This window comes from Rhizobium beringeri, assembly GCF_004306515.1.
GTDB lineage: Bacteria > Pseudomonadota > Alphaproteobacteria > Rhizobiales > Rhizobiaceae > Rhizobium > Rhizobium beringeri.
Window position 1 is genome coordinate 114,964 of the sequence record NZ_SILG01000007.1, and the last position, 25,165, is coordinate 140,128.

The 25,165-nt window shown below is 59.6% G+C and carries 25 protein-coding genes and 4 pseudogenes; 19 read left to right on the forward strand and 10 right to left on the reverse strand.

From position 1 onward, the window contains the following. Positions 1 to 96 precede the first annotated feature (96 nt). From ELH03_RS36660 to ELH03_RS36675, 4 genes are all read right to left on the reverse strand, one after another. A complete protein-coding gene (locus tag ELH03_RS36660; RefSeq protein ID WP_326492261.1) occupies positions 97 to 264 on the reverse strand; it encodes a hypothetical protein in 168 nt (55 codons plus the stop codon). Positions 265 to 364: 100 nt separating this feature from the next. Continuing rightward, positions 365 to 604, reverse strand: coding sequence for a hypothetical protein (locus ELH03_RS36665; RefSeq protein ID WP_130660470.1), 240 nt, complete (start codon positions 602 to 604; stop codon positions 365 to 367). Between the two features lie 9 nt (positions 605 to 613). Then, entirely contained in the window at positions 614 to 874 is a 261-nt protein-coding gene (locus tag ELH03_RS36670; RefSeq protein WP_025397793.1) for a hypothetical protein, read from the reverse strand. 3 nt (positions 875 to 877) lie between these two features. Further along, on the reverse strand, positions 878 to 1,198 hold the full coding sequence (locus ELH03_RS36675; RefSeq protein WP_105009339.1) for a helix-turn-helix domain-containing protein: 321 nt from the start codon (positions 1,196 to 1,198) through the stop codon (positions 878 to 880). A 281-nt stretch (positions 1,199 to 1,479) separates the two neighbouring features. Here ELH03_RS36675 and ELH03_RS36680 point away from each other — a divergent pair, with 281 nt between their 5' ends. Beyond that, positions 1,480 to 2,541, forward strand: a complete 1,062-nt coding sequence (locus ELH03_RS36680) for a class I SAM-dependent methyltransferase (RefSeq protein ID WP_130767610.1) — start codon at positions 1,480 to 1,482, stop codon at positions 2,539 to 2,541. Positions 2,542 to 3,034: 493 nt separating this feature from the next. Here ELH03_RS36680 and ELH03_RS36685 read toward each other — a convergent pair whose 3' ends face one another. Continuing rightward, entirely contained in the window at positions 3,035 to 3,373 is a 339-nt protein-coding gene (locus tag ELH03_RS36685; RefSeq protein ID WP_018482998.1) for a DUF2147 domain-containing protein, read from the reverse strand. Between the two features lie 144 nt (positions 3,374 to 3,517). On the opposite strand from ELH03_RS36685, the pseudogene ELH03_RS36690 reads away from it, so the two are divergent. Continuing rightward, positions 3,518 to 3,805 (forward strand): annotated as a pseudogene (locus ELH03_RS36690) (integrase core domain-containing protein); the annotation flags it as partial. A 16-nt stretch (positions 3,806 to 3,821) separates the two neighbouring features. Here ELH03_RS36690 and ELH03_RS36695 read toward each other — a convergent pair. After that, the gene (locus ELH03_RS36695; RefSeq protein ID WP_130660467.1) at positions 3,822 to 5,057 is read right to left on the reverse strand and encodes an alpha/beta hydrolase; all 1,236 of its coding nucleotides are present in this window, start codon (positions 5,055 to 5,057) and stop codon (positions 3,822 to 3,824) included. Between the two features lie 305 nt (positions 5,058 to 5,362). Then, positions 5,363 to 5,545, reverse strand: a pseudogene (locus ELH03_RS36700) (adenylate cyclase); the annotation flags it as partial. A 487-nt stretch (positions 5,546 to 6,032) separates the two neighbouring features. On the opposite strand from ELH03_RS36700, the gene ELH03_RS36705 reads away from it, so the two are divergent. The 6 genes from ELH03_RS36705 (at position 6,033) to ELH03_RS36730 (ending at position 10,385) form a co-directional block, all read left to right on the forward strand. Next, on the forward strand, positions 6,033 to 7,466 hold the full coding sequence (locus tag ELH03_RS36705) for a DUF1254 domain-containing protein (RefSeq protein ID WP_130767631.1): 1,434 nt from the start codon (positions 6,033 to 6,035) through the stop codon (positions 7,464 to 7,466). Between the two features lie 225 nt (positions 7,467 to 7,691). Further along, on the forward strand, positions 7,692 to 7,961 hold the full coding sequence (locus ELH03_RS36710; protein WP_130767611.1) for a hypothetical protein: 270 nt from the start codon (positions 7,692 to 7,694) through the stop codon (positions 7,959 to 7,961). A gap of 38 nt (positions 7,962 to 7,999) precedes the next feature. Then, positions 8,000 to 8,428 (forward strand): cysteine rich repeat-containing protein, encoded by a 429-nt coding sequence (locus ELH03_RS36715; protein WP_130767612.1) that lies wholly within the window; start codon positions 8,000 to 8,002, stop codon positions 8,426 to 8,428. 27 nt (positions 8,429 to 8,455) lie between these two features. Continuing rightward, the gene (locus ELH03_RS36720) at positions 8,456 to 9,025 is read left to right on the forward strand and encodes an OmpA family protein (RefSeq protein WP_130767632.1); all 570 of its coding nucleotides are present in this window, start codon (positions 8,456 to 8,458) and stop codon (positions 9,023 to 9,025) included. A gap of 31 nt (positions 9,026 to 9,056) precedes the next feature. Further along, on the forward strand, positions 9,057 to 9,749 hold the full coding sequence (locus ELH03_RS36725) for a hypothetical protein (protein WP_128404158.1): 693 nt from the start codon (positions 9,057 to 9,059) through the stop codon (positions 9,747 to 9,749). A 93-nt stretch (positions 9,750 to 9,842) separates the two neighbouring features. Further along, complete coding sequence (locus ELH03_RS36730) at positions 9,843 to 10,385, forward strand: two pore domain potassium channel family protein (protein ID WP_018497053.1); 543 nt, start codon at positions 9,843 to 9,845, stop codon at positions 10,383 to 10,385. Between the two features lie 77 nt (positions 10,386 to 10,462). On the opposite strand, the gene ELH03_RS36735 is transcribed toward ELH03_RS36730, so the two are convergent. Continuing rightward, a complete protein-coding gene (locus tag ELH03_RS36735) occupies positions 10,463 to 11,488 on the reverse strand; it encodes an AraC family transcriptional regulator (RefSeq protein WP_197727834.1) in 1,026 nt (341 codons plus the stop codon). A 59-nt stretch (positions 11,489 to 11,547) separates the two neighbouring features. Here ELH03_RS36735 and ELH03_RS36740 point away from each other — a divergent pair, with 59 nt between their 5' ends. From ELH03_RS36740 to ELH03_RS38890, 10 genes and pseudogenes are all read left to right on the forward strand, one after another. Further along, on the forward strand, positions 11,548 to 13,014 hold the full coding sequence (locus tag ELH03_RS36740; RefSeq protein ID WP_130660464.1) for an alpha-glucosidase/alpha-galactosidase: 1,467 nt from the start codon (positions 11,548 to 11,550) through the stop codon (positions 13,012 to 13,014). A 122-nt stretch (positions 13,015 to 13,136) separates the two neighbouring features. Next, positions 13,137 to 15,224 (forward strand): ABC transporter substrate-binding protein, encoded by a 2,088-nt coding sequence (locus tag ELH03_RS36745; protein WP_130767613.1) that lies wholly within the window; start codon positions 13,137 to 13,139, stop codon positions 15,222 to 15,224. A 116-nt stretch (positions 15,225 to 15,340) separates the two neighbouring features. Beyond that, positions 15,341 to 16,348, forward strand: a complete 1,008-nt coding sequence (locus ELH03_RS36750) for an ABC transporter permease (protein WP_024319918.1) — start codon at positions 15,341 to 15,343, stop codon at positions 16,346 to 16,348. A gap of 1 nt (position 16,349) precedes the next feature. Continuing rightward, entirely contained in the window at positions 16,350 to 17,486 is a 1,137-nt protein-coding gene (locus ELH03_RS36755) for an ABC transporter permease (protein ID WP_017968293.1), read from the forward strand. 10 nt (positions 17,487 to 17,496) lie between these two features. Then, positions 17,497 to 19,164, forward strand: coding sequence for an ABC transporter ATP-binding protein (locus ELH03_RS36760; RefSeq protein WP_130660463.1), 1,668 nt, complete (start codon positions 17,497 to 17,499; stop codon positions 19,162 to 19,164). Positions 19,165 to 19,186: 22 nt separating this feature from the next. Beyond that, positions 19,187 to 20,557: an alpha-glucosidase/alpha-galactosidase gene (locus tag ELH03_RS36765; protein ID WP_128409943.1), complete on the forward strand. Its 1,371-nt coding sequence runs from the start codon at positions 19,187 to 19,189 to the stop codon at positions 20,555 to 20,557. A 357-nt stretch (positions 20,558 to 20,914) separates the two neighbouring features. Next, on the forward strand, positions 20,915 to 21,154 hold the full coding sequence (locus tag ELH03_RS36770; protein WP_128404153.1) for a DUF982 domain-containing protein: 240 nt from the start codon (positions 20,915 to 20,917) through the stop codon (positions 21,152 to 21,154). 185 nt (positions 21,155 to 21,339) lie between these two features. Beyond that, on the forward strand, positions 21,340 to 21,546 hold the full coding sequence (locus tag ELH03_RS36775; RefSeq protein WP_018069897.1) for a hypothetical protein: 207 nt from the start codon (positions 21,340 to 21,342) through the stop codon (positions 21,544 to 21,546). Between the two features lie 210 nt (positions 21,547 to 21,756). Continuing rightward, the gene (locus ELH03_RS36780; RefSeq protein ID WP_130767614.1) at positions 21,757 to 21,978 is read left to right on the forward strand and encodes a hypothetical protein; all 222 of its coding nucleotides are present in this window, start codon (positions 21,757 to 21,759) and stop codon (positions 21,976 to 21,978) included. 166 nt (positions 21,979 to 22,144) lie between these two features. Next, positions 22,145 to 22,281, forward strand: a pseudogene (locus tag ELH03_RS38890) (thermonuclease family protein); the annotation flags it as partial. 732 nt (positions 22,282 to 23,013) lie between these two features. Here the strand turns inward: ELH03_RS38890 and ELH03_RS36795 are convergent. After that, positions 23,014 to 23,502: a cupin gene (locus ELH03_RS36795; protein ID WP_130660460.1), complete on the reverse strand. Its 489-nt coding sequence runs from the start codon at positions 23,500 to 23,502 to the stop codon at positions 23,014 to 23,016. Between the two features lie 815 nt (positions 23,503 to 24,317). Between ELH03_RS36795 and ELH03_RS38915 the strand changes: the two are divergent. Beyond that, positions 24,318 to 24,431: pseudogene (locus ELH03_RS38915) on the forward strand (Ivy family c-type lysozyme inhibitor); the annotation flags it as partial. A gap of 60 nt (positions 24,432 to 24,491) precedes the next feature. Here the strand turns inward: ELH03_RS38915 and ELH03_RS36800 are convergent. Beyond that, positions 24,492 to 25,103, reverse strand: a complete 612-nt coding sequence (locus tag ELH03_RS36800; RefSeq protein WP_130660459.1) for a L,D-transpeptidase — start codon at positions 25,101 to 25,103, stop codon at positions 24,492 to 24,494. Positions 25,104 to 25,165: the final 62 nt, after the last annotated feature.

Genomic DNA, 25,165 nt, shown 5'->3' on the forward strand with positions numbered 1-25,165 from the left:
TCCTTCTACTTATCGCACGAATTAAAATACCCTAGCCGCGCTTGACGTACGCTTCGCGCGTGAGATGCAGGAGCCATGCCAGCCTCGTAAGGAGTGTCACATTTGCCGAAGCTGCGGAACCCCCAGACCGCTCCGCATGGCAGCTGCGATGAGGGTATTATGCATAAGGCTCATGATCGTCATTGGTCCTACGCCGTCTCGTAACGGCGTAATTGCGCCAGTCCGGATCGAGGCGGCGAGGCAACCGTAAAACAGCGCCGGCACTGCTGCGATCCATTCCGCATCGAACGGTCAGGCAATGACTGGCTAAGATCGGATATAGGCGAGCCCTTGCAGCTGGCCTGTCCGCGCACACGCCCCGGGATCACGGCGCTGAAATCGCCGCAAGCCGGTCGATGTCCACGAGCACGATGTCTTCCGAAACAGGCTCGCGATTGTGCAAGCGGAACCATTCCGCCGCTTCCCGCACGCGCTCTCCATGCGGCGATGGATAGGCGCCGAGTCCGAGAACCCATTCCCGCACCGTTTCGCGCTCCATCCGCCCGGCCCGGTATCGGTCGCAGACGGTTTTCGCTGATGCGACGAGATCATTGATACTTTTCACGGGATACCCTCAATGCACGGATGGCTCTTCATCTTCGAGAAACGATCGAATGCCGTCGCGGGCGACGACGGCCAGGAATTCGTCGAAGGCATCCCGGTCAGTCGCAAATGGCTCGTCCCAGCGGATCAGATCCTCCGCCTGCGTGACCACCTCCATCGTCCAGTCTTCATTGCTGCCGGATGTGCGGAAGATATCGACGAGCACGGTGATCCCGTCGTCGGTGAATTCTCCCGCCAGTTCGGAGTGTTCGAGCTTCTCTTTCTTTGCCATCATTCAGCCACCTGCACCGGGCGGTGCGTCGTTTTTGAGATATTCTTCATATTGAACCGTCTCGGTTTCATTCGTGTCGATCGACGCATCCGCGCGTTTTGCAAGGCGAACGCCCGCACCCCCACCATTTTCAGGGATGAAAATGACGCCGCCGCCTTCCAGGGCATGCTTCATATCCTGAAGGGTTCGTTCATAGGGAGAACGCTTCCCGGCCTCGAAATTAGCAATCGTCGCTTTGGCGACTTTCGACGCGGATGAGAGGTCGTCCTGAGACCATGCCAAAAGGGCACGCGCGGCGCGGCATTGAGCGGAAGATAGACACAAAACAATAACCTTGCATCAAAAGTGTGATTCTGTCTCCGGTAGATTATATAAAAAATGTAATCTCCAGACAAGACACGACGAGAAAGCCCCTGACGGAATAGGCATTTTGAGCCGTTTGACATTCGCCAATCCGAGAGTTGCGATCTCTCTGGAATGGTCTGCCTATTCCATTCTTTAGACCATTAATACTCCACGCTCATCTGGCGAAAGGGAAGATTGATTGACTGAATATTATTAAGGTCTAATTTAGATTATACTTATCACGCGCGGGGGAGGCAACAATGCGTGAACCAGATATGCAAAAACTCGATGCGCTTGTCGGTCGTCTCGTCGGAGACGTCGGCGCCGCCATGTCAGGTGCCTTGGTCGTGCTTGGCGACAAGGTCGGAATCTTCAAGGCGATGGCCGACGGAACGCCGATGAGCGTTCAGGATCTGGCCGCGAAAACCGGAGTAAAGGAGCGCTACCTCAGGGAATGGCTGAGCGCCCAGGCGGCTGCGGACTATGTCGCTTACGATGAAAAGACCGATCGTTTCAGCCTGACGCCGGAACAGGCGATGGTGTTTGCCGAGGAAAACAGCCCCGCCTTTTTCGTCGGCGCCTTCGAGGTCGTCCAATCCATGTGGATGGACGAGCCCAAGGTCGCCGACGCCTTCCGCACCGGCAAGGGTCTCGGCTGGCATGAGCACAGCACCTGCCTTTTCCGAGGCACCGAACGGTTCTTTCGCCCAGGCTACAACAGCCATCTCGTCGCCGAGTGGATACCGGCTCTTGCCGGGGTCGAAGAAAAGCTCAAGGCTGGCGCCAGTGTCGCCGATGTCGGCTGCGGTCATGGGGCATCTACCATCCTGATGGCGCAGGCCTATCCCGCTTCCCGCTTTACCGGCTTCGACTATCACGGCCCGTCGATCGAAAGAGCAAAGGCCGCCGCCCAGGATGCGGGCGTCGCCGACCGTGTGACGTTCCAGCAGGGCTCGGCGGCGGAATTTCCGGGGCGCGGCTATGACATGGTCGCCATGTTCGACTGCCTTCACGACATGGGCGATCCGGTCGGGGCCGGCCGGCACGTCAAGGAAACGCTTGGGCCGAACGGGACATGGCTGATCGTCGAGCCTTTTGCCCATGACCATCTCAAGGACAATCTCAACCCGGTCGGCCGCGTCTATTACGGCGCGTCGACGATGATCTGCACGCCGGCGTCACTCTCCCAGGAGGTGGGGCTCGGGCTCGGCGCGCAGGCGGGAGAAATGAAACTCCGAAAGGTCGCGCTCGACGCCGGATTCACGCATTTCCGTCGTGCGACGGAAACGCCGTTCAACATGGTGTTCGAGGTGCGGGCCTGACGCAGCTGGCCGGCTATCTTAGTTTTCCGATGCCGGCAAACAGACCATCCCCCGGCATTTGACGATGATGAAAGACGGCAGTTCTCCGGCCCCATCCGGACGAAGTTCTGCCAAAGGGTCGACCAGACCGATTCCATCTCCCGCATTGGCTTTCCAAGCCAGGTTCCGGAGCGATCATGAAGGAGGACAGGATCATGGTCATGGGGCCTTTGATCCTGAGACGCTACTCGTCCGACTTTTGAAGGCCCACGGAAACCGCACCTTGCGAAGCTCGCCCCCGGTCATGGTAGCCGTCCAAGGGGAGGACGTCTTCATAGTGATCGGGTTGGGAGGCCTCCTGGAACTGTTGGCGGAACCGGGTCGACATTGAGGCAGGTGATGACGAAACGACGGAGAATTTCGCTCTGCTGGCCCGCGAGAAACACGTGCCAAGCCACGGCTTCACCAACCGTCAGTTGAGGCGGGCTTCGTCGATATTGTCCTAGTGCAGCCATCAAAGGCGGGGCCAGGTTTGCGACTCGCAGACTACCTTGAGGACGCAGCCCTTCATCTTCAGCGCATTGCCGGAGACCGTCAGGGAGCCGTCGTAGGTCTTTTTCGCATCTGGATCGGTGATCTTGCCCTCGTAGCTCCCGTCCTTGCCATTGAAGTTCCCGATCTGCTCGCCGGCATGTTTACCGGACTTCAACGTGATGCAGTAGCCACTGCCACAGGGAGCGATCGCGGCGGTATCGCCAAGTTCGGTCTTCCAGTTCCCGACGATCGGGTCTTGTGCATAGGCGATGGCGGCGGAGGCTGCGAGGGCGGCGGCAGCGAATATTATGCGGTTCATGATGTCCTCCTCTGTTGAATTGGCCCGGAGACTACCTGCTTACGCCATCCGAGGCTCGTAGCTTCTGGTATGCTCTGTCCGGTTTGCGAAACTGCTGATCGTGGAAACGAACGCCCAAAGCCAATCCGGAGAAGCATTGCCGGTAACAGCATTGAGCATCGTCTGACGAAGGTGAAGCACCCCTGGACCAACGGACAGGTCGAGCGGATGAACCGGACCATCAAGGAAGCCACTGTCAAGCGCTTCCACTACGACGATCACGCACAACTGAAAAAGCATCTTGCCGACTTCATCGACGCCTACAACTTCGGACGAAGATTGAAGACGCTCAAAGGGCTCACGCCTTACGACTTCATCTGCAAGCAGTGGACATCCGAGCCAAAACGATTCAGATTAAATCCAATCCATCCAATGCCGGGACTGAACAGCTAGGCCAGAACCTAGAATATTAGCGTGTGCAGTTCGGCGTCGGTCGTCCTTCCGCGCAGTGCTTCACCGCTGCTGCGGCCGGCTGCGTCCCACTCGTGCCCGCCAGGGTTCCGACATGGGTGGCGTAGTTGTCGCGAGTGTCCTGATCGATTACGGCAACGGGTGCTGCGAGAACCAGGCCGGCAACGTTCCCAGCAGCCGTCGCAGCTCCAGTGGTCGCCACCAAAATCTGGTCGCCAATTCCGACGTGGCTGTCGGTCAGCGTCTGCCCCTCGGATATACGCTGGCCAATGAGCTGCACGATTTGTGGCGATTCCGCGAACTTGCCGTGGTTCATGCTGTCGCCGGATTTGATCTTGGTAAGGTCGATCACCATGATCTTGTTGTCCTCGAGCTCCTTCTTATACGGGGGCTGCTCCGGGTCGATGGCGCCGAGCCGGGAGACATCGCCCCAGACCCGGCGCGAAAACGCAAGCGCCTTGTCGTCACGGGAGACAAACAGCGTGAACTGTGGGTGCTTCTTTCCCATATCCGCGATCTGCTGCCGGAACACGTCCACGTCGACGTCGGGAGCCGCCAGCATGACGTTCTTGAACTTCTCCGGCAGCCGGCCATTGCGGATAGCCATCTGGCGCAAGGATTCCAGAGCCAGCCAATTGCCCATCGAGTGCGCGAGGATCGAGACTTCCTTCACCTCGGAATCCTTTGCCAGATACTGGAAAAGCGTCTCCAAGGCGTTGCGGGTATAGTTAGTGCTCTCACGGTCATAGCCGTAGGCGAGCAGGCTGCCGCGCGACGGCCACGTCACCAGGATGGGCGCACTATGGACGCCGGAGTCGTGAACGATCTGCGCGAAACGGTAGACCGCATCCTCGAACCGGTTGTTGAAACCGTGGATGAAGACAAGGACGCTACCGTCGGGGGTCTTCCTGACGCTCGCGCTCAGCCACTTCTTGGCTTCGTCGACGTTGAGATCGTCGGCCTTCACGGTCGCAAAGTCGGTCGCCGGATTGGACGGCAATCTCTTCGGCCAGGCGACCTGTCCTTCCTTGCGAACTTTGCTGGGCGGGATCGAGATCGTCATGTCGGCGAAGGCCGGGGCCAGCGCACGTTCTCCGTTGAACATCTCCCCTGGAACGGTCGACCGAGTGCGGGTCGTCGCGATCAGCATGTCGACCTTCGGTGACTGCGGCGACGTGTCGGCCACGGGTGTCAGCACGTCCTTTGGATGGCCGCCACATCCCGCAAGTGCCATGGCCGCCGCACATACAAGAACCCAACGAAACCAGCCCGCAGGAGCCGACGCCCGCGCAACGCTACTATTTCTGCCCACGCATCGCCCTCATCGAACAATCTCTTGACAGCCCCTCGACTGCCTCGTCCTAACAGTAGTAGACCCCGACGACGCAGCGCCAAACCTTCGTGATTGCCTGGCCAACGACACGTGCCCTCTAGATCGATCATTGCAATGCGGGCAACGCTACAGTCGGACGACGGCAAAAGCCCGTAACATCTGGTAGCATCTGTACCGTAACGGCTTGGTTCACTGGCCCCGCGGCGCTACCGCGGCACAAGCACGGGCGATCCTTGAGGCCGCCAGAGCATAGAGGCCTCCACCTCGTCAGACGCCGCAAGGCCAGCCTTTCTGATGTCCGCGATCAGTCTTGCCCTGTCGGCGGGTCGGAAGTTTCTCGCCTTGAGTTCGGCCACCACGTTGGGAATGAAATCCGGCCGCATCGCGCTTTGGCCCACCTTCGGAAATTCATGACTGTAAAGGATATGTTCGAGTTGCGCGCGAATCTCGTCCTGGTTCGGTGGAGCACGCGACAAACCCGGCGCTGCATCGCGCGCCGGTGGCGATTGGTTCTGCATGGCCTTCTCCTCACCCGCTCTTGAGGCAGCGTATGCACGAAGTAGCTTTGTTTCCCCGACCGACTGTAACCTACACTCGAAATTGAACGTCGTCCACAAAGGTAAGACCGTCGGGTGTAGTCACTCCAGGTCGAATTTATCTTTCCAGGTAGATATTGTGTAGTACTGCCCTGATCACCCGTACCATGCGTCCGCGGCGCCGGGCGCCATACTAGTAAGTTACAGTTACATACTTGCGCTTTTACAGTGCTTGGCCACCATCGCGGTCGCAAGCAACCCCGTGTCTCCCGGTTGGATGGGGCGGAAGTGCTGCCGCAGGGGATTCGATAACTCATCGAATAAGACAGGAGTACGGCAAATGTTGACGAAGCGAGATCTATTTCGCTCCGCCGCGGCGATCGCCGCCGGCGCCGCGATTGCAAGGCCACGCCGGCTGATGGCGCAGAGCTATCCCGGCATCATCGAGGCCAAGGACATCGCCGAGGAAGGCTTCATCTACGGCCTGCCGCTGGTGATGAACTATGCGGTCATGCACGAGTTCGCCGTCGACCCGAAGTCCAGCCAGTTCAAGGCGCCGTTCAATAAGATCGACAACCTCAACCACGTGGCGACCTACGAAGACACGGCGGTCGTCACGCCCAACAGCGACACGCCGTACTCCATTCTGTGGCTGGATCTGCGCGCCGAGCCGATGGTGATCTCCGTGTCGGCGGTGGAGAAGGAGCGCTATTATTCGGTGCAGTTGATTGACGGCAACACCTATAACTTTGGCTATGTCGGCAGCCGCGCTACGGGAAACGTTCCGGGCTCCTATCTGGTTGTCGGACCCGACTGGAAAGGCGAGAAACCGGCCGGCATCAGCCAAGTCTTTTCCTCGACCACCCCGTTCGTGTTCGCCAATTTTCGGACTCAGCTTATCAACGTCGAAGATATGCCGAACGTGGAAAAGGTACAGGCCGGCTACAAGGCGCAGCCGCTTTCCGCTTTCCTGAAGCAACCCGCCCCGCCGACCGCGCCGAAGATCGATTTCCTGCCGGCCACCACTTCCGGAATCAAGGACAACTTCTTCCAATATCTCGACGCGGCACTGCAATACGTCCCCGAGACGCCACGGGACAAGGAAATCCGTGCGAAACTGACGAAGATCGGCATCGGTCCGGGCAAGACCTTCGAGTTGAAGGATCTATCGCTCGAACATAAGGCCGAAATCCTGGTGGGCATGAAGCAAGGCGACGATAAAATCGACAAATGGCTGGCCAGCGGAAACAAACCGATCAACGGCTGGAACGTCAGCTCGCTTCTTGGCGACGAAGCCTTCTACAACGGCGATTGGTTGCTGCGGGCCGGAGCCGCAAAGGCAGGCCTCTATGGCAACGATGCAGCAGAGGCCATGTATCCTTTCACCAGAACAGATGCGACCGGGGAACCGCTTGACGGCAGCAAGCACAACTACACTCTCACCTTTCCCGCCGGGCAACTCCCGCCGGTGAACTCCTTCTGGTCGGTGACGATTTATGACGGCAAGAGCCAGCTCCTGATCAAGAACCCGATCAACCGTTATCTCATCAACTCGCCGATGCTGCCCGGCATGAAGAAGAACGAGGATGGTTCGCTCACCCTCTACATCCAGAAAGACAGCCCCGGCGTGGAAAAGGCGGCAAATTGGCTGCCTGCGCCAAATGACACGATCTACCTGGTAATGCGCCTGTACTGGCCGAAGACGGAAGCGCCTTCGATCCTGCCTGCTGGCAAAGGCACCTGGCAGCCGCCCGGCATCCATGTAGCGAAATAATTGCCCGACGATAAATCATCCCGACCATCCTGATGCCTGGCTTTGGAGGTCGATAGGAGAGAGCAATGATACGTTCGACGAGACTGCTCTGCGCCGGGGGCGGCGTTCGAAGCGAACGCCAACAGAGCAGGGACGGCGACAAGGAAAGAGCGATGGGAGAGATTTGTACCATCATGTCCTGAGATCGCCTGCTGTCAGGCGATCCACGCGAATGGATGAAACCGGATGGCAAACGGTGTTGGTTTCGTAAAGAGCTGCCTCAAGGACCGTGCTGATGCGATCGAGGAGTTCGCTTTGCGCAGCGAGGGGTTTCGCGACCTTTGCGACGACTTCGAGATCGCGAACAACGAAAAAGTGCGAAGGGAACGGTCAACCGCTCCCGAGCGTGACGAGCGCCTCGCCGAATATAGGGAACTGATCGACAGCATGCGGGCCGAGATCGAGCAGACCCTGGACAGACCCGCGGTCTTCCCTTTCAAACGGCCACGACGATAACACCAGGCATTCGACGCACACCAGCTCCAGGAGGGACAATGATGATAGACAGACTTGGCATCTTCGCAGGCGCGGCGCTCGCCGGCTTCCTCGCCCTAACCGCCGTCGGGCGCGCCGACACCATGAGCTACGCCGATGCGGTCACGACCCTCGCCAAAGAGTGCGGCCCCGACATCAAGAAGCTCTGCAATGGCGAGAACCTCGGGAACGGCCGCATCCAGGCCTGCCTCGAGAAGAACGCGTCTAAGGTCTCCCCGACCTGCACGGCTACCCTTGGCAGCGTCATGTCATCGATTGCCCAGCGCCAGGAGGCGCAGGCGTCGGCGTTCAAGGTCTGCCAGCATGACATCTCCCAATACTGCAATAGCGTGAAGGGCGACGGGAACATCCTCTCCTGCCTCGTAGAGACGAAGCGCGTGGACAACAAGGCTTGCAACCAGGCAATCACCGACGCTGGATGGCGGTGAACCATGACCGGAAAAAGGAAGAACAAGATGATCGTTCATGGCCATCGCATTTCGCTGGCACTCTGCCTGCTAATGGTTCCGTGCATCGGCTTTGCCCAGCAGCTCGACAACACGCAGATCATGACCACTCTCGGACGGGTCAAGGCGGCGGCTCCCGCCGTCGACGTCGCTCTGCTCGTGGAGGAAGCCAACGCCAATGTCGGGAAGGGCGTCGCGACCCTGCCCAACTGGAACAAGTTGTCAGAGCTCTCGCAGTTGATCGTCGAGATCGACTTCGAAAACAACTCGACTGCCATCGAGCCAAAATCCTACCGCACCGTCGGGCTCATCGCCGACGCCCTGCACCATCCGGACCTGTTCCGGTACAAGTTCCTGATCGTCGGGCACTCGAGCGCGACGGGAACCGCCAAGCACAATCTCGAACTCAGCCAGAAACGCGCCGACGCGATCAACGAAGCGCTCTCGACCACCTTTGCGGTTTCGCCAGATCGCCTTTTTTCAGTGGGAGCCGGCGAGGAATGGCCGATCGATCCAGGTCACCCGGAGTCGGCAGACAATCGACGGGTTCAACTGATCAATCTGGGACTGTTGAAATAACGCCACTCAGTGGAAAAACGGGAGGAAGCAGATGATTAGAATCTCCGATATGTGCCTGATCGCAATCGCAGCAGGTCTTCTGTCGTCAACGCCGGTTCTCGCGCAGGACGCCATCTCGGCGCCCGCGCAGAAGACCATCGGCGCACCTAAGTCAAAAATGGTGCCGTCGCTGGCCGTCCTCAATTCCGGAGGGGCGAGGCTCGAGAACGGCAAACTGACGATGAGCGGCATCGCGGCAGTGTCTATCGTGTTTGCCGACCGCCCGGTGCGCTCTGCAGGTCACGTACTGACCTCCGAGTTCATCAAGCAGTGGGGTGAGGGGGCAGATAGCTTTGCCAAGGATCCTCCCAATGCGACGATATCGGTCCTGAGCGGAAAGGGAGATTCGGTCGCCGATGCGGTGGTCGTCCTGAAGACGCCAAAGCTCGAGGGAGCAAACCTCACCTTCGACGTGGCCGTGCTCGAAGGTGATCTCGCCGGAGCCGACGGCCCCGCATCGCTGTTCATCGACTGGTTTGCGGCACGTGGTCCTTACGGGGGCGTCGCCGTCGGAGGCGCTGGTTTTCGCGCCCCCGTCTGGCGTGGCGGATGGTATGCCCATCCGGGCGCCTATTACGGAGCGGGCGTTGTTGCGGGGGCGGCAATCGGTGCCGCAGTCGCAGAGGATCGTCGCTATTATCCGCCTCCGGCTTGCGGATATTACCCCTATCCACCCTGCTACTAGCGCCAGGGTATAGCAACATGCCAGTGCTGGTTTCGGCGCGTTGGAAGGCTAACTACCCTTCCAGCGGGCGTTGCAAGACCGAGGACGTAGCAATTGGACCATCTATCGAATCCTGATCCAGTTCTGGAAATACTCGTCGGCACTGTGTTTCTCGTTGTGGTCATCTTCGTACACGGCGCGGGTATCCGGAGCATCAGCCTTCAGTTCAGCAAGTCATGGGCAGGCGTCACGGAGGCCACGCCGCACTGGCGTCTGAACTTGATGCTGGCCGCGACGATCGCCGCGCTGGCGATTCTGCATTTCGCAGAAACGCTGATCTGGGCGATGCCTCTCTATGTCAGGGCCATCATCCCCTCGATGCGTGACAGCTACTACTACGTGCTTGAGAGCTATACGACGCTGGGCGAGGGAACCGTCACTCTCCCGGATCGGTGGCGTCTGCTCGGCCCCATCATTGGCATGTCGGGCCTCTTCACCTTCGGTTGGACGGGTAGCGTCCTGGTCAGCGTCATGACCGACTTCGGCAAGTTCGACCGCCTGCGGGCGAGGCAGGAGCGTGTGATAGAGGCAAAAGCGGAGTATCAGGATGCTCGCCCTCTCGATCACGAAGTCGCGAGATTTCCAGAAGGCGGGTAAATCTACCGCGACGGAAACCCCGTTCAACATGGTGTTCGAGGTGCCGGCCTGACGCAACTGGTTTAGCAGCTGGCCGGCTATCTCAGTTTTCCGATGCTGGCATACATGCCCGTCGTGCGGAATTCCGTGGGATTGGTACCGTAGACGCGGCGGAAGACCTTGGAGAAATAGTTGGGGTCTTCGAAGCCGCACATGATGGCGACTTCCTTGACCGGCAGGAAGTCCGCCTTGGTCAGAAGCTTGACGGCGCGCTGCAGGCGTTGCTGCAGCACGAATTCGGCCGGCGGCATGCCCTCGCTCTCGGCAAAACTGCGCGAGAAATGCGCGCGGCTGAGGCCGACGATGCCGGCGAGCTCGCTGACCGGGAGCGGCTTTTCGAGATTGGCATTGATATGGTCGATCACCGGCTGCATCAGGCTGAGCTCGGCGGCAAAGGCCGGCGAACCGAAGACGTCGTCGTAAAGCGCCATCGCCGCTTCGTAGGCAATCGCCGAGGCGGCACCCGGCGACGTCGCACCCCTCACCAGACGCAGGCTGCAATCGGCGAGGTGATCGATGGTCGAGGGCTGCAGCTTCAGCACCGGGCCAGCGGTCGAAAGCACCATCTGGTGGATGCGCAGCGTTTCCTCGCCATTCATCGAGATCCAGAAATATTCCCAGCGGTCGCCCTTCTCCAGCCAGTAGCGATGATTGTGCGGCACCAGAACGAGCAGCGTGTCGCCGCCCTGAAGGCGATAGTTGCGGTTTTGATAGCGCAGCTTGCCGCTGCCGCTGATCGTGTGCTGCAGCACGGTGAAGGGGGTTTGGCCGCGCCGGCGGCCATCCCAATCATAGGTCTCGTTCTCGCGCACTTCATAGCCGGCGCTGGTCGGCATGGCATGCAATCGCTGGCGGCCCCGGGGCAGCGAAACCGTCCTCATCGACTGTCCGTTGGCGATCAAATCCTGCAGCACAAAATTACCCCTGAAAGCATAATCCTTCTCTGGTCGCCCTGCCGATTTCGGGCATAATCCCGCTCGACAAGAGGAAGAGACCACGGCCGACAGAGCGGCCGGGAGGAAAAAGGCAGATTTTACGGCGTTTTCAGCCACATGCGTCAGCATGCGGCCCGATCCTCCATAACTTCTTTTCCTTAGCATTCGAATGGGTCGAGGTGAAGATCATGAGTTTCAAAATCGCTATCATCGGTGCGGGCAGCGTCGGGTTCACCAAGAAGCTGTTCACCGATATATTGTGCGTTCCGGAGTTTCGCGACATCGAATTCGCGCTGACCGACCTCAGCGAACACAATCTCGAGATGATCAAGGCGATCCTCGATCGCGTCGTCGAGGCGAACGGGCTGCCGACGAAGGTGACGGCGACGACCAACCGGCGCCAGGCGCTGGAAGGCGCACGCTACATCATCAGCTGCGTCCGGGTCGGTGGGCTCGAGGCCTATGCCGACGATATCAGAATCCCGCTGAAATACGGCATCGACCAATGCGTCGGCGATACGATCTGCGCCGGCGGCATCCTCTATGGCCAGCGCAACATCCCCGTCATTCTCGACTTCTGCAAGGATATCCGCGAAGTGGCGGCGCCCGGGGCGAAATTCCTGAACTATGCCAACCCGATGGCGATGAACACCTGGGCGGCGATCGAATACGGCAAGGTCGATACCGTCGGCCTCTGCCACGGCGTCCAGCACGGCGCCGAGCAGATCGCCGAGGTGCTCGGCGCGAAGTCGGTAAGCGAGCTCGACTATATCTGCTCCGGCATCAACCACCAGACCTGGTTCATCGACCTGCGCCTCAACGGCCGCAGGATCGGCAAGGATGAGCTGATCGGCGCCTTCGAGGCGCATCCGGTCTATTCGCAGCAGGAGAAATTGCGCATCGACGTGCTGAAGCGTTTTGGCGTCTATTCCACCGAAAGCAACGGCCATCTCTCGGAATACCTGCCCTGGTATCGCAAGCGGCCGGACGAGATCACCCGCTGGATCGACATGTCCGACTGGATCCACGGCGAGACCGGTGGCTACCTTCGTCATTCGACGGAAACGCGCAACTGGTTCGAGACGGAATATCCGCAATTCCTGGAATCCGCCTCGCAGCCAATTGATCCTGCCAAGCGCTCGAACGAGCATGCAAGCCATATCCTCGAGGCGCTGGAGACGAACCGGGTCTATCGCGGCCATTTCAACGTGAAGAACAATGGTGTCATCACCAACCTTCCTTCGGACGCGATCATCGAATCGCCGGGCTTCGTCGACCGCTTCGGCATCAACATGGTCTCCGGCGTCACCCTGCCGGAAGCCTGCGCGGCCACCTGCATTTCCTCGATCAACGTCCAGCGCATGTCGGTGCACGCGGCCATATCAGGCGATATCGACCTTCTGAAGCTTGCCGTCCTGCACGACCCGCTGGTCGGCGCCGTCTCGACGCCTGAGGAAGTCTGGCAGATGGTCGACGAGATGGTCGTTGCCCAGGCCGCCTGGCTGCCGCAATATGCCCATGCCGTGCCGGCCGCCAAGGAGCGGCTGTCGAAATCGAAGGTGCAGACCCGCGACTGGGCGGGGGCCGCACGCCGCAACGTTCGCTCGATCGAGGAGCTGCGCGCGGAAAAGGCGGCACTGAAAAAGGCCGTCTGATTTTCGTGAAGGATGGGTTGCCGGGGGTTTCCGGGAGGGAAATCCGCGGCGTCCGGCCCGGTTTCACGTGTTCGAGGAGAAAGGAGCCGCGTGATCGCGCTCCGGAACAAGAGGGAGAAACGATGATGAATTTTCGTAACGCAGGCATTCTGGCCGGACTGGCGCTCAGCGTCTCAGCCGCAGCGCTGAATGCATATGCCTCCGAGCCAACCGCTCCACCGAAACCGGCGGACTTTCCGGCCGAAGGCAAGATCAACTATGTCGCGCGCGACTCCATCCTGGAGTTCAAGGCGCTGCCCGAATATCACGAGCCCGACTGGGTCACGAAGAATTTCGTCGCCACCGGCAAGCTGCCGCCGGTCAAGGACCGCCTGCCGAAGGAGCCGCTGGTCTTCAAGACAGGCAATATGCCCGACGGCATCGGTGTCTACGGCGATACGATGCGCCACGTCATCGGCGGCCGGCCGGAAGGCTGGAACTACGGCGCCGGCCAGACGCAGGGCTGGGGCGGCATCGATATCGGTCTCTCCGAATGCCTGACGCGCACCGCGCCGCTGTTCCAGGTGCAGGCCTCAGACACCGAGCCGCTGCCGAACCTCGCCAAGAGCTGGGATTGGTCCGAAGACGGCCACAAGCTGACCATGCACCTGATCGAAGGCGCCAAATGGTCTGACGGCGCGCCGTTCAATGCCGACGACATCATGTTCTACTGGGATGACGAAGTCGTCGACCCGAACGTCTCGCCGCTCGGCGGCGGCGCCTCGCCGGAAGCCTTCGGCGTCGGGACGACGCTGAAGAAGGTCGACGATTACACCGTCGAATGGACCTTCAAGGAGGCCTTCCCGAAGCAATATCTCTACACCATGTCCTACCCGAATTTCTGCCCGGGTCCGTCGCACATCCTGAAGTCGAAGCATCCGAAATATTCGAAGAACACCTACGACCAGTTCAAGAACGCCTTCCCGCCCGAGTTCATGAACATGCCGGTCATGGGCGCCTGGGTACCGGTCGAATATCGCCCTGATGACATCATCGTCATGCGCCGCAACCCCTATTACTGGAAGGTCGACGAGAAGGGCGATCAGCTGCCCTATCTGAACGAACTGCACTACAAGCTCTCGACCTGGGCCGACCGTGACGTTCAGGCCGTGGCAGGATCCGCCGATTTCTCCAACCTCGAGCAGCCGGAAAACTTCGTCGCGTCGCTGAAGCGCGCCGCCGAGAAGACCGCGCCCGCCCGCCTTGCCTTCGGTCCGCGTCTCATCGGCTACAATCTGCGCATGAACTTCTCCGCCAACGGTTGGGGCAACCCGGACGAGCGCGGTGAGGCGATCCGCGAGCTGAACCGCAACGAGGACTTCCGCAAGGCCGTCACCATGGCGCTCGACCGCAAGGCAATCGGTGACTCGCTGGTCAAGGGACCGTTCACCGCGATCTATCCCGGTGGGCTCTCCTCCGGAACCAGCTTCTATGACCGCAACTCGACCGTCTACTACCCCTATGATCTCAAGGGTGCCAAGGCGGAACTCGCCAAAGCCGGTCTCAAGGACACCGACGGCAACGGCATCGTGAACTTCCCGGCCGGGACGCTCGGCGGCAAAGATGTCGAAATCGTCATGCTGATCAACAATCAGTACACGACCGACAAGAGCCTTGCCGAAGGTGTCGTCGGCCAGATGGAGAAGCTCGGGCTGAAGATCGTCATCAATGCGCTCGACGGCGCCAAGCGTGACGACGCCCATTATGCAGGCCGCTTCGACTGGCTGATCCAGCGCAACACGACGGAGCTGTCGTCGGTGGTGCAGAACACCGAGCAGCTCGCCCCTGTCGGTCCGCGCACCAGTTGGCACCATCGCGCCGGCAAGGATGACCAGCTTGATCTGATGCCCTTCGAAAAGGAGCTTGTCGATGTCGTCAACAAGTTCAGGACGAGCCAGAACAATGACGAGCGCGTCGATCTGATGAAGCAGTATCAAAAGATCTCGACGGAGCACGTCAACACCGTCGGCCTGACGGAATATCCGGGCGCCCTGATCGTCAACAAGCGGTTCTCCAACGTGCCCCAGGGTACGCCGATCATGATGTTCAACTGGGCTGAAGATTCGGTGATCCGCGAACGCCTGTGGGTGGCTGCTGACAAGCAGGGCAAATACGAGCTGTTCCCCGAACAGCTACCCGGCAAGCCCGGCGAAAAGGGCCCGATCAACTAGAGTTCCCTCCCAGCTGAAGTGAGCTCCAGGCCGCGCGTGGCGCGCGGCCTGATATGACCAACAAGCCGGCCGCGCTGACAAGGAGCGACTGGCGGCAAGGAGAAGCGAACCGTTCGATGTTACGATTCCTGCTCGTGCGCATAGCCTCCGCGATCCCCATTCTCTTCATCCTGAGCGTGGTGACCTTCGCGATCATCCAGGCACCACCCGGCGACTACGCCGATTACATAAGATCCCAGCTGATCAACCAGGGCGGCGCGTCCTATGCCCAGGCCGAAGCGCAGGCGCAGCTCTACCGGGTCGAGCACGGCCTCGATAAGCCGATGGTCGTCCAATACGTCAACTGGATCGGCGGGATAGTGACCCGCGGTGATTTCGGCTACAGCATGTTTTACAACAAGCCGGTCGCCGATGTCGTCGGTGAACGCCTGCCGCGGACATTGCTTCTGGCGCTCGTCTGCCATCTCTTTGCCTCGGTGCTCGGCATCGGCTTCGGCATCTGGGCGGCGACGCGACAATATAGCTGGATCGATAGCCTGCTTTCGGGAATTTCTTTCCTCGGCATGACGGTGCCGCGTTTCCTGATGGCGCTGATCATCGTCTATCTCCTGGTCTTCCAGCTCAACGTCTCCGAAATCGGCAGCTTCTTCTCGCCGCAATATGGCGGGGCGCCCTGGTCGTGGGCGAAGTTCGCCGATCTCGTCCACCATGTCTGGCCGGTCGTGGCGATCGCCACCTTCGGCGGGCTCGCCTACAATATGCGCGTCATGCGCGGCAATCTGCTCGATACGCTGAATGCCCAGTATGTCGAAACGGCCAAGGCCAAAGGGCTTTCCGGCGCAGCCGTGGTGATGCGCCATGCGGTGCCGAACGCGCTGCACCCGCTGGTGATGTACCAGGGCGTCGTTCTGCCCTACATGCTGACCGGCGAGATCGAAACCGCGATCATTTTCGCATTGCCGACCGTCGGCCCGGCGATCGTCGGCTCGATGGCGGTCGGCGACGTCTATGTCACCGCCACCTTCATGATGGTGCTGTCGGCGACGCTGATCGTCGGCAACATCATCGCCGACATGCTGCTCGCCCTGCTCGATCCCCGTGTCCGCCAATATGGAGGAGCCTGAGATGCTGGCTTTCGACTCCGCGCCACCTCCGCCGACGACAGAACTTTCCATCAACAAGCCATCGCGTGGGCATGAAAGCTATATCGCCCTTGTCTGGCGCCGGCTGAGGCGCTCCTGGACCGGCATGGCAGGGCTGGTGCTCGTCGTGCTCTTGATCGTCATGGCGATCTTTGCCGATTTCTTTGCGCCGATGGACCCGAAGGCGACCGATGTCGGCTTCGCGCCACCGCAGGTGATGAGCTTCCACGACAAGGACGGCAATTTCGTCTTCCAGCCGCGCGTCTATGCGCTGTCGGATTCCGAAGAGCTCGACCCCGTCACCTTCCAGCCGATCGTCGGCATCGACTACGACAACCCGCGGCTGCTCGGCTTCTTCGTCAAGGGCGCTGAATACCAACTCTTCGGGCTGATCCCAGCCAGCCGGCACTTCTTCGGCTCGACCGACGGCCAGCCGGTGCATTTCCTCGGCACCGACAAGTTCGGCCGCGACGTGCTGTCGCGCGCCATCATCGGCTCGCGCATTTCGCTGACCATTGCGCTGACGGTGGTCTTCATCGTCACCATCATCGGCACGACCGTCGGCATGGTGTCGGGCTATTTCGGCGGCACTTTCGATATCTGGTTGCAGCGTTTCGTCGAACTGGTGCTCGCCTTCCCGCAGCTGCCGCTCTATCTGGCTCTGACCTCACTGATCCCGGTGACGGCGCCGACCAACGTCTTCCTGGCCTTCGTCATTGCGGTCATGTCGGCGCTCGGCTGGGCGCAGATGTCGCGCGAGGTGCGCGGCAAGACCTTAGCACTTGCCCGCATCGATTATGTCAGGGCGGCAATGGCCGTCGGCGCCACCGACACGCGCATCATCATGCAGCACATCTTCCCGAACGTGATGAGCCACGTCATCGTCGCGGTGACGCTGCATATACCGAGCGTCGTGCTCTTGGAATCCTTCCTCGGTTTCCTCGGCTTTGCGGTCAAGCCACCGCTGATCTCCTGGGGGCTGATGCTGCAGGATACGGCGACCTATTCGGTCATCGGCTCCTATCCCTGGATTCTCTCCCCCGTCGGCTTCGTGCTCGTCACCGTCTTCGCATTCAATGCGCTCGGCGACGGATTGCGCGACGCGGTCGATCCTTATTGAGGTGATGAAGATGGCTCTTGCTCTGGTCAATTCCTTCGCCCCGCCCGTCCGCCACGACCATGATGGCCGTTCGGACACGCCAATCATCGACGCCCGCAATGTGGCGGTAAATTTCAAGGTCGAGGACGGCATGGTCGAAGCCGTCAAGGACGTCTCCTTTCAGCTCTATCGCGGCGAGACGATCGCGATCGTCGGCGAATCCGGTTCGGGCAAATCGGTAACGGCGCGAACGGTGATGGGGCTGTTGTCGAAGCGCGCCGTCGTCTCCGAGAAATCGACGGTCGCCTATGACGGCAGCAATATCCTGAAGTTCTCTGAGCGGGCGCGCCGCAAGCTGCGCGGCGACCGCATCTCGATGATCTTCCAGGAGCCGATGAGTTCGCTCAACCCGATCTATACGATCGGCAGCCAGATCGTCGAAGCGATCCGCGTCCATCGCCGGATCAGCAAGAGGGATGCGCAAAAGCGCGCGCTCGAACTGCTCGAACATGTGCAGATCCCCGATCCCGCCGCGCGGCTCATGCAATATCCGCATCAGCTTTCCGGCGGCCAGCGCCAGCGCGTGATGATTGCCATGGCGCTTGCCAACGATCCTGATGTGCTGATCGCCGACGAGCCGACGACGGCGCTCGACGTCACCGTGCAGGCGCAGATCCTCAACCTCATCCGCAACCTGCAGAAGGAACTGGGGATGGCCGTCATCCTCATCACCCACGACCTGACCGTGGTGCGGCAGTTCTCCGACTACGTCTATGTGATGCAGCTTGGCGAAGTGCGCGAGCATAACACCACCGAAGCGCTGTTTGCCAATCCGCAGGACGCCTATACCAGGCATCTGCTTGCCTCCGAGCCGCGTGGCCAGGCCAATCCGCTGCCCGAAGGGTCGGATGTCATCCTCGATGCCAAGGGCGTGCGCGTCTCCTTCATGATGCGTCACGGCACTTTTCTCAAGCCGGCGATGCGTGAGCTTGTCGCCGTCGACAGCCTCGACCTGACGCTGCGTCGCCACGAGACACTCGGTCTCGTCGGCGAATCCGGCTCCGGCAAGACGACCTTCGGCCAGGCGATCCTGCGGTTGAACACGCCCGATAGCGGCGAGATTCATTTCGACCATCAGCCGATCCACGGCCTTTCCCGGGCTGAGATGCGGCCACTGCGCGCCCGCATGCAGGTGGTGTTCCAGGATCCCTTCTCATCGCTCAACCCGCGCATGACGATCGGCCAGATCATCGAGGAAGGTCTCGTCGTCAACCGGCTGGGCGCGACCAAGGCCGAACGCCAGGACCGGGTGCGCGAGGCGCTTGTTGCCGCCGGCATGCCGGGCAATATCCTGTCGCGTTTCCCGCACGAATTTTCCGGCGGCCAGCGCCAGCGTATCGCCATTGCCCGCGCCATCGCGCTGGAACCGGAATTCATCCTGCTCGACGAGCCGACATCGGCGCTCGACCTTTCCGTCCAGGCGCAGATCATCGAACTCTTGCGCAAGCTGCAGGACGAGCGCGGCTTAAGTTACCTCTTCATCTCCCACGATCTCAAGGTCGTCAGGGCGCTTTGCCATCGCGTCATCGTCATGCAGCATGGCAAGATCGTCGAAGAGGGCCCTGTCAACGAGGTTCTCACCCATCCCAAGACCGCCTACACCGAACGGCTCGTCAAGGCCGCTTTCGAGGTAGCATGATTGCCGAATGCCGGAGGTTATAATGGCAAGAAATCCCAAAATCACTTTCATCGGAGCTGGCTCCACCGTCTTCATGAAGAACATCGTCGGCGACGTGCTGCAGCGTCCCGCGCTGTCAGGCGCGACGATCGCCTTGATGGATCTCAACCCGCAGCGGCTGGAAGAAAGCGCCATCGTCGTCAACAAGCTGATCTCGACGCTCGGCGTGAAGGCGAAGGCGGAAACCTATTCCGACCAGCGCAAGGCGCTTTCGGGTGCTGATTTCGTCGTCGTCGCCTTCCAGATCGGCGGGTATGAGCCCTGCACGGTCACCGATTTCGAAGTGCCGAAGAAATACGGGCTGCGCCAGACGATCGCCGATACGCTCGGCGTTGGCGGCATCATGCGCGGGCTTCGCACCGTGCCGCATCTCTGGAAAGTCTGCGAGGACATGCTCGCCGTCTGCCCCGAGGCGATCATGCTGCAATATGTCAACCCGATGGCGATCAACACCTGGGCGATATCAGAGAAGTATCCGACCATCCGCCAGGTCGGCCTCTGCCATTCTGTGCAGGGCACGGCGATGGAATTGGCCCATGACCTCGACATTCCCTACGAGGAAATCCGCTACCGCGCGGCCGGCATCAACCACATGGCCTTCTATCTCAAATTCGAGCATCGCCAGCCGGACGGTTCCTACCGCAACCTCTATCCCGACCTTTTGCGTGCCTATCGCGAGGGCAGGGCGCCGAAGCCCGGCTGGAACCCGCGCTGCCCGAACAAGGTGCGCTACGAGATGCTGACGCGGCTTGGCTATTTCGTTACCGAAAGCTCGGAGCATTTCGCCGAATACACGCCCTATTTCATCAAGGAAGGCCGTGAGGACTTGATCGAGAAATTCGGCATTCCGCTCGATGAATATCCGAAGCGTTGCATCGAGCAGATCGAGCGCTGGAAAGGGCAGGCGGAGGCCTTTCGCTCGGCCGACAAGATCGAGGTTCAGCCGTCGAAGGAATATGCCTCCTCGATCATCAACTCGGTCTGGACGGGCGAACCCTCGGTGATCTACGGCAATGTCCGCAATAATGGCTGCATCACCTCGCTGCCGACCAATTGCGCCGCCGAGGTGCCCTGCCTCGTCGATGCCTCCGGCATCCAGCCGACCTTCATCGGCGACCTGCCGCCGCAGCTGACGGCGCTGATCCGCACCAATATCAACGTGCAGGAGCTGACGGTGCAGGCGCTGATGACGGAAAATCGCGAGCACATCTATCACGCCGCGATGATGGACCCGCATACGGCAGCCGAACTCGACCTCGACCAGATCTGGTCGCTGGTCGACGATTTGCTCGCCACTCACGGCGACTGGCTGCCCGAATGGGCGCGCACGACCCGCAAGGTACAGGCCGCCTGACCCCCTCTCCCGGGTGAGGCGTCAAGGAGCCCCGCGGTCGCAACAACCGCGGGGCTCTTTGCGTGGGGAGGGGGCGTTTTGCGATTTGGGGACGGGACTCTCATGGCCGGATCGGCATCCTGTCACCACTTTCTTCAAGGCACCTGCAAAGCCGAATCGAAGGCGCTTAAACCGAAGATAAGGGAAGCTTTCGAAGCACGGCGGTAGGACGCAGCGCAACAGCGACGGCTATCGCGAGCGGTTGTTGGGTTAAAACGAAAGAGCCTCATGCTGTTGCCAAAATTCCGGCCGGATCGTCCCCTTGGAACAGATCTTCCTAATATCCGTTTGTGGGAAGCCTGCCCCACGGAGGACGCCATGATCAGCATCTGGGATGCGAACGTCGAATTGAAGATAGATGATCGTTATCACGTCATCAGGAGCGCTCGAGAGGCGGTCGCATTTTTGAAGAAATCCTGGCCCGATAACAGGAGCGCAAGCTACGCGACAGCGCGGAAGGTATGCCTGGACGCGGCGAATGGCGTTGTTCCCGGTGCGGAAGCGCGAGCTGCGTTTGAGGCTGCGGCGAAGGAGGCCGGCATCCTGCGACAAACTTAATGTTGCTTCGTTCCAAATGAGAAATTGGATCATGCCTCCCGCCCTCGACGTCCCGCGAGCAACGCGCTCGCCGGCCTCAACTGAAATCGGGAGCTTCATCGGAACTGTGCGAGGCCTTTAGGGATTACCTTGTTCGTTACCTGCCATCGAACAGGAGGCGCTGGCGCAGTGCCATGAGGAGCGACATGACAGAGAGTGATGCACTCCGCCAGGAAATCTATCGGCTCGCCGCGGCGGCCGATGCTGACCCAGAAACAACGTCGAATTTGAAGGCGCTGGCCGTGCAGCTCTGGGCAAACTTCGACGAATTCACGGTCGAGGAACTGGAAGATATACTGAGGGACGAATGGAGAACTCGCGGACTGCCGTTCAACGACAACGCGGAAATGTAGGCGCTTCTAGAATTGGAGGCGTCTGTGCGCAGAGGCCTCTGTGCGGCACTCGCAATCAAGGGCCCCCAGCCTGACCTTTGTCGATCTATGGCGCAATGATACTCGTGAGCCGTGGTGCCGATATTTTCCGCTCTGCGAGTTCCTCGATTTTGGGTACTTGAAAGTACCCAAAATGTCCCTATAGTTGAGTCCCTTGGAGAAAAATCGCCAATGGACTTCGCACTCCTTTTCAAACTGTTCCGGAAGCCCAAGCAGGCCAAGGTCACTGACGTCACACTCTGGCACAAATACGAGACCCTCTTGCCGGTGCCACTCGTCGACGGTGCTGCCCGAAACCCGTCGGGACAAATCTGGCGCCGGCTGAACGGTGTGCAATGGGAATATAAGCAGGACCCCGAAACGATTGAAGAATTCGATGCTCGACAATATTGAGGCTCAAAGCCCAACCGTCGCTGTGAAATTGTAAACTCCCCACCCTTTTGCGAGTGATTATCGTCGTCAGCTATACCCGCGCACATAGGTGCCATTTTTACGATAATAGGCACCCACATAGATACTCCCACCATAACTCGGCGCTGGCTTCGCCCATGACGAGCGGATCCGGCTGAATGGGATCGATGCTCCGGAAAGCTGGCGGGCCGGTGGCGACGTGGCAGGGAGGCCGTACCGTTGCGGCAAGGATGTGCCGCGTTCGCACTCGACGAGTTCCTTTCGAAATCGCGCCCGATCCGCTGCGTAGGCCACGGCAAAGCCAGATAAGGCGATTCACATCCAATTTCGCCCGGCGGAGCAGGACGGTATAGAGGTTGAAACAGGACGCCCGAGGCGGCAGGAAATTTCGATTGAGATCCACAATAGGGGGTTGAAATGGAAGAGCAAGCGCTGGACCCGATCCAACTTGGTTCCTAGTGCAATCCCGACGAGCCATTTATCTTCCAAGATCCATCTGCTGGACAAGCGACACCAGTGAACCGAGTCACGCCCTCAAGACTTTGCTTGCTTGTGACGAAGTCGCGGCATCCGTCTGGATTGTTTGTACCTGGCCGGACCTGCTCGATAACCCCGGCGCTGCCAGTTGACGGATTGGCCCAGGCTAGCGGATCAGAACCGACCGTGGCCCGTCCCACAGTCTCGGCAATCACCGCTTGGTCAGTGATCGGAACTGCCGTCGCAGCGACCGGAGCGACCGTGGACGTCTGAAGCGGCTCGGGATGTGAGCAAGCGGTCAGCACCAGCGCAGGGGACAAGATGGCAATCACGATCAGTTTTGAAAGCATAGAGTGACAAACCGGCCTTTCGGACGCTGCGTATGACATCGCATTGTGACCAGATGCGGGCGCGATTGACTGCTCATTTCGCCGGACAACAACGAAACCCTCGAAAAATACGGCTCGAATTCTCAAAGACCTAATAGGCTGGGCTCGCAAATTGCGCATCTTCAGGAAATCGATCGCGGTGCGCCAATGACTACCGCCATTTCTCCGTGAGAAATCCTGACGATCCTTGGACGGGATCGGTGTGGGGCAGGGGGACTGACGAGATTTTTTTCAGCATTTCGCTTGAAGGAGCGGATGTCTGAATGTCGGCATGCTGTCCCTTAGGATAAGCGCCTTTCACTTGGAAGTCCGAGGTGCAGCCGAGATTTCGGTGCCCTGTCCCGGCTGGAAGTACCAGGCAGTCTCCCGCTATCACATCCAGCTCTTGACCGCCCGGACCGCCGATCAACAGCGTGGCACTACCAAGCGCGATTCCCAGGACTTCATGGGCACCGGAATGGTAATGCTGATAATCGAAGACACCGTTTGTCCAGATGCCTGTCCAACCGTTTGCAGCGAAACGACGGTCGAAATCGGTAGGTCCACCGTCAGCAAAAAGCCCTCTGTAAAGCAATACAGGAAGATGCGGATTGTTCGGAACCCAGTCGCTCGGCTTGAAAAATATTGTCTCGGTGTTCATGGTGAATTCCCAAGGTAGTTGTCGATTGCCGCGACGCGACGGCCATCGATCCGTCGACGATGTTCGCCCAAATCTTCCACGTTTTCCATTGAACTCAGCTGCGACGATGTTCTCAAAGCTAAACTTTGGCGGTCACCAGCGGTTCCTTGACATGCCGTAGTTTCGGAAAAGGCGCACTCCGACTGATGCACCAAGGCTCCCCTTTTTTGGCCCCTCCTTTGGTCTGTGATTGTCAAAGCCTTCGTCTAGTTGGTAGAGCCGTTGCACTTTCGTCATACAGCCATGCTGCGGCACGCAGTTTAGACAGGCAGCTTTTAGACCATCACGTCGTCGTCACGAGAGGGAGCGATAGTCAGGATAGCCTGAGGATCCACGACCGGGAGGTCCTCAAGGATTACTACATCGATATCGACGAGATGGACGTTATCGACCGGGATGGCGGTAGTTGTCGGAACCTCATCGGCGGGCGGGAATGCGTGTGAGGAATCGCCTTTCGTCGTCTCCTTCCCGAGGGACAAAATCGACGGATTGATGGTCCGCTCGGTAGTTGCTTTCCGGTTACCGTCAAAGCGTCAGAGGCGAACTTGCGCTCTCAACGCCTGCGACGCCGAACCAACCTGGTCAGAAGTGGCAGTGGACGGCCCGCAATGGTGTCTAAGAAGTCCAGGGCGATACTTTCGTTCCTGATACGTCAAAGGGCCGGGACCAACTGAGAGAGGCGTTCGGTTACGCATCCCGCAGGTCGCTGGATTACGCGGAGGTGGCCGCTGGGATCGACCGTCTAGCAGGTGCCGACAAAACGTTGGTCCCGTGAAATGTGCACGGATCAGGAAGCCGTTGTCGTTGCAGACCTAGCCTCGAGAACTGTCTTTCCCGCTTGGAAGCCGTCCGGCCAGAAGATCAAGGTGAATCCCGACGTGAAAGTATGGCCCAAAAAGATGACTATCGCGGGATCGCTGAAGCCCGAGCTGGCGACCGTTGACGAACAGTCACCGTTGGACGACGACCTGCGTTCCCGGCTGAACCATCTCGTAAAGCTCCTCCACGTCCTGACGGTACATCCGAAAGCAGCCGCTCGATGCATTGGTGCCGATGGAGGAGGGGTCGTTGGTGCCGTGGATGCGGAGCAGTCCGTCGGCAAGATAGATCGCGCGGGTTCCAAGCGGATTGGCGGGGCCGGGCTTCACGACTGCCGGAAGCCTTGGATTCTTCTGCCGCATGCTGGCCGTCGGCCGCCATTCAGGATGCAATCGTTTCGATACGACCCGAGTTGTTCCGTACCACTGCTTGCCCTCACGGCCGACGGCAATGGGGTAAGCGAACTGCTCACCCCATGACGTCGTGTAGATAAGGGTATGCTCCGTCGTGGCGATGACGATGGTTCCCCTCCCAATTCGCGTTGATGGCTCCCGAGGTTCTTGCAAAGGTTCCCGATAGCTAGGCTCTGGCTCGTAGTAGGGAGGAGGGGGATAGGGGCTGTAAGGGTCATCATAGCCATAGCCGTCGTATTCATCGTATCCATCATACGGCGCGTAAACTTGGGCTTGGGCATGCATCGCTGTCAGAAAGAGGGCCGCAGCAAGGAAAACCAGAAATCTCATTCTTTGCCATCCGCTTGTTATACAGGCATGATTGGGCGGAATTCTGTGGCGGCACTATGGCG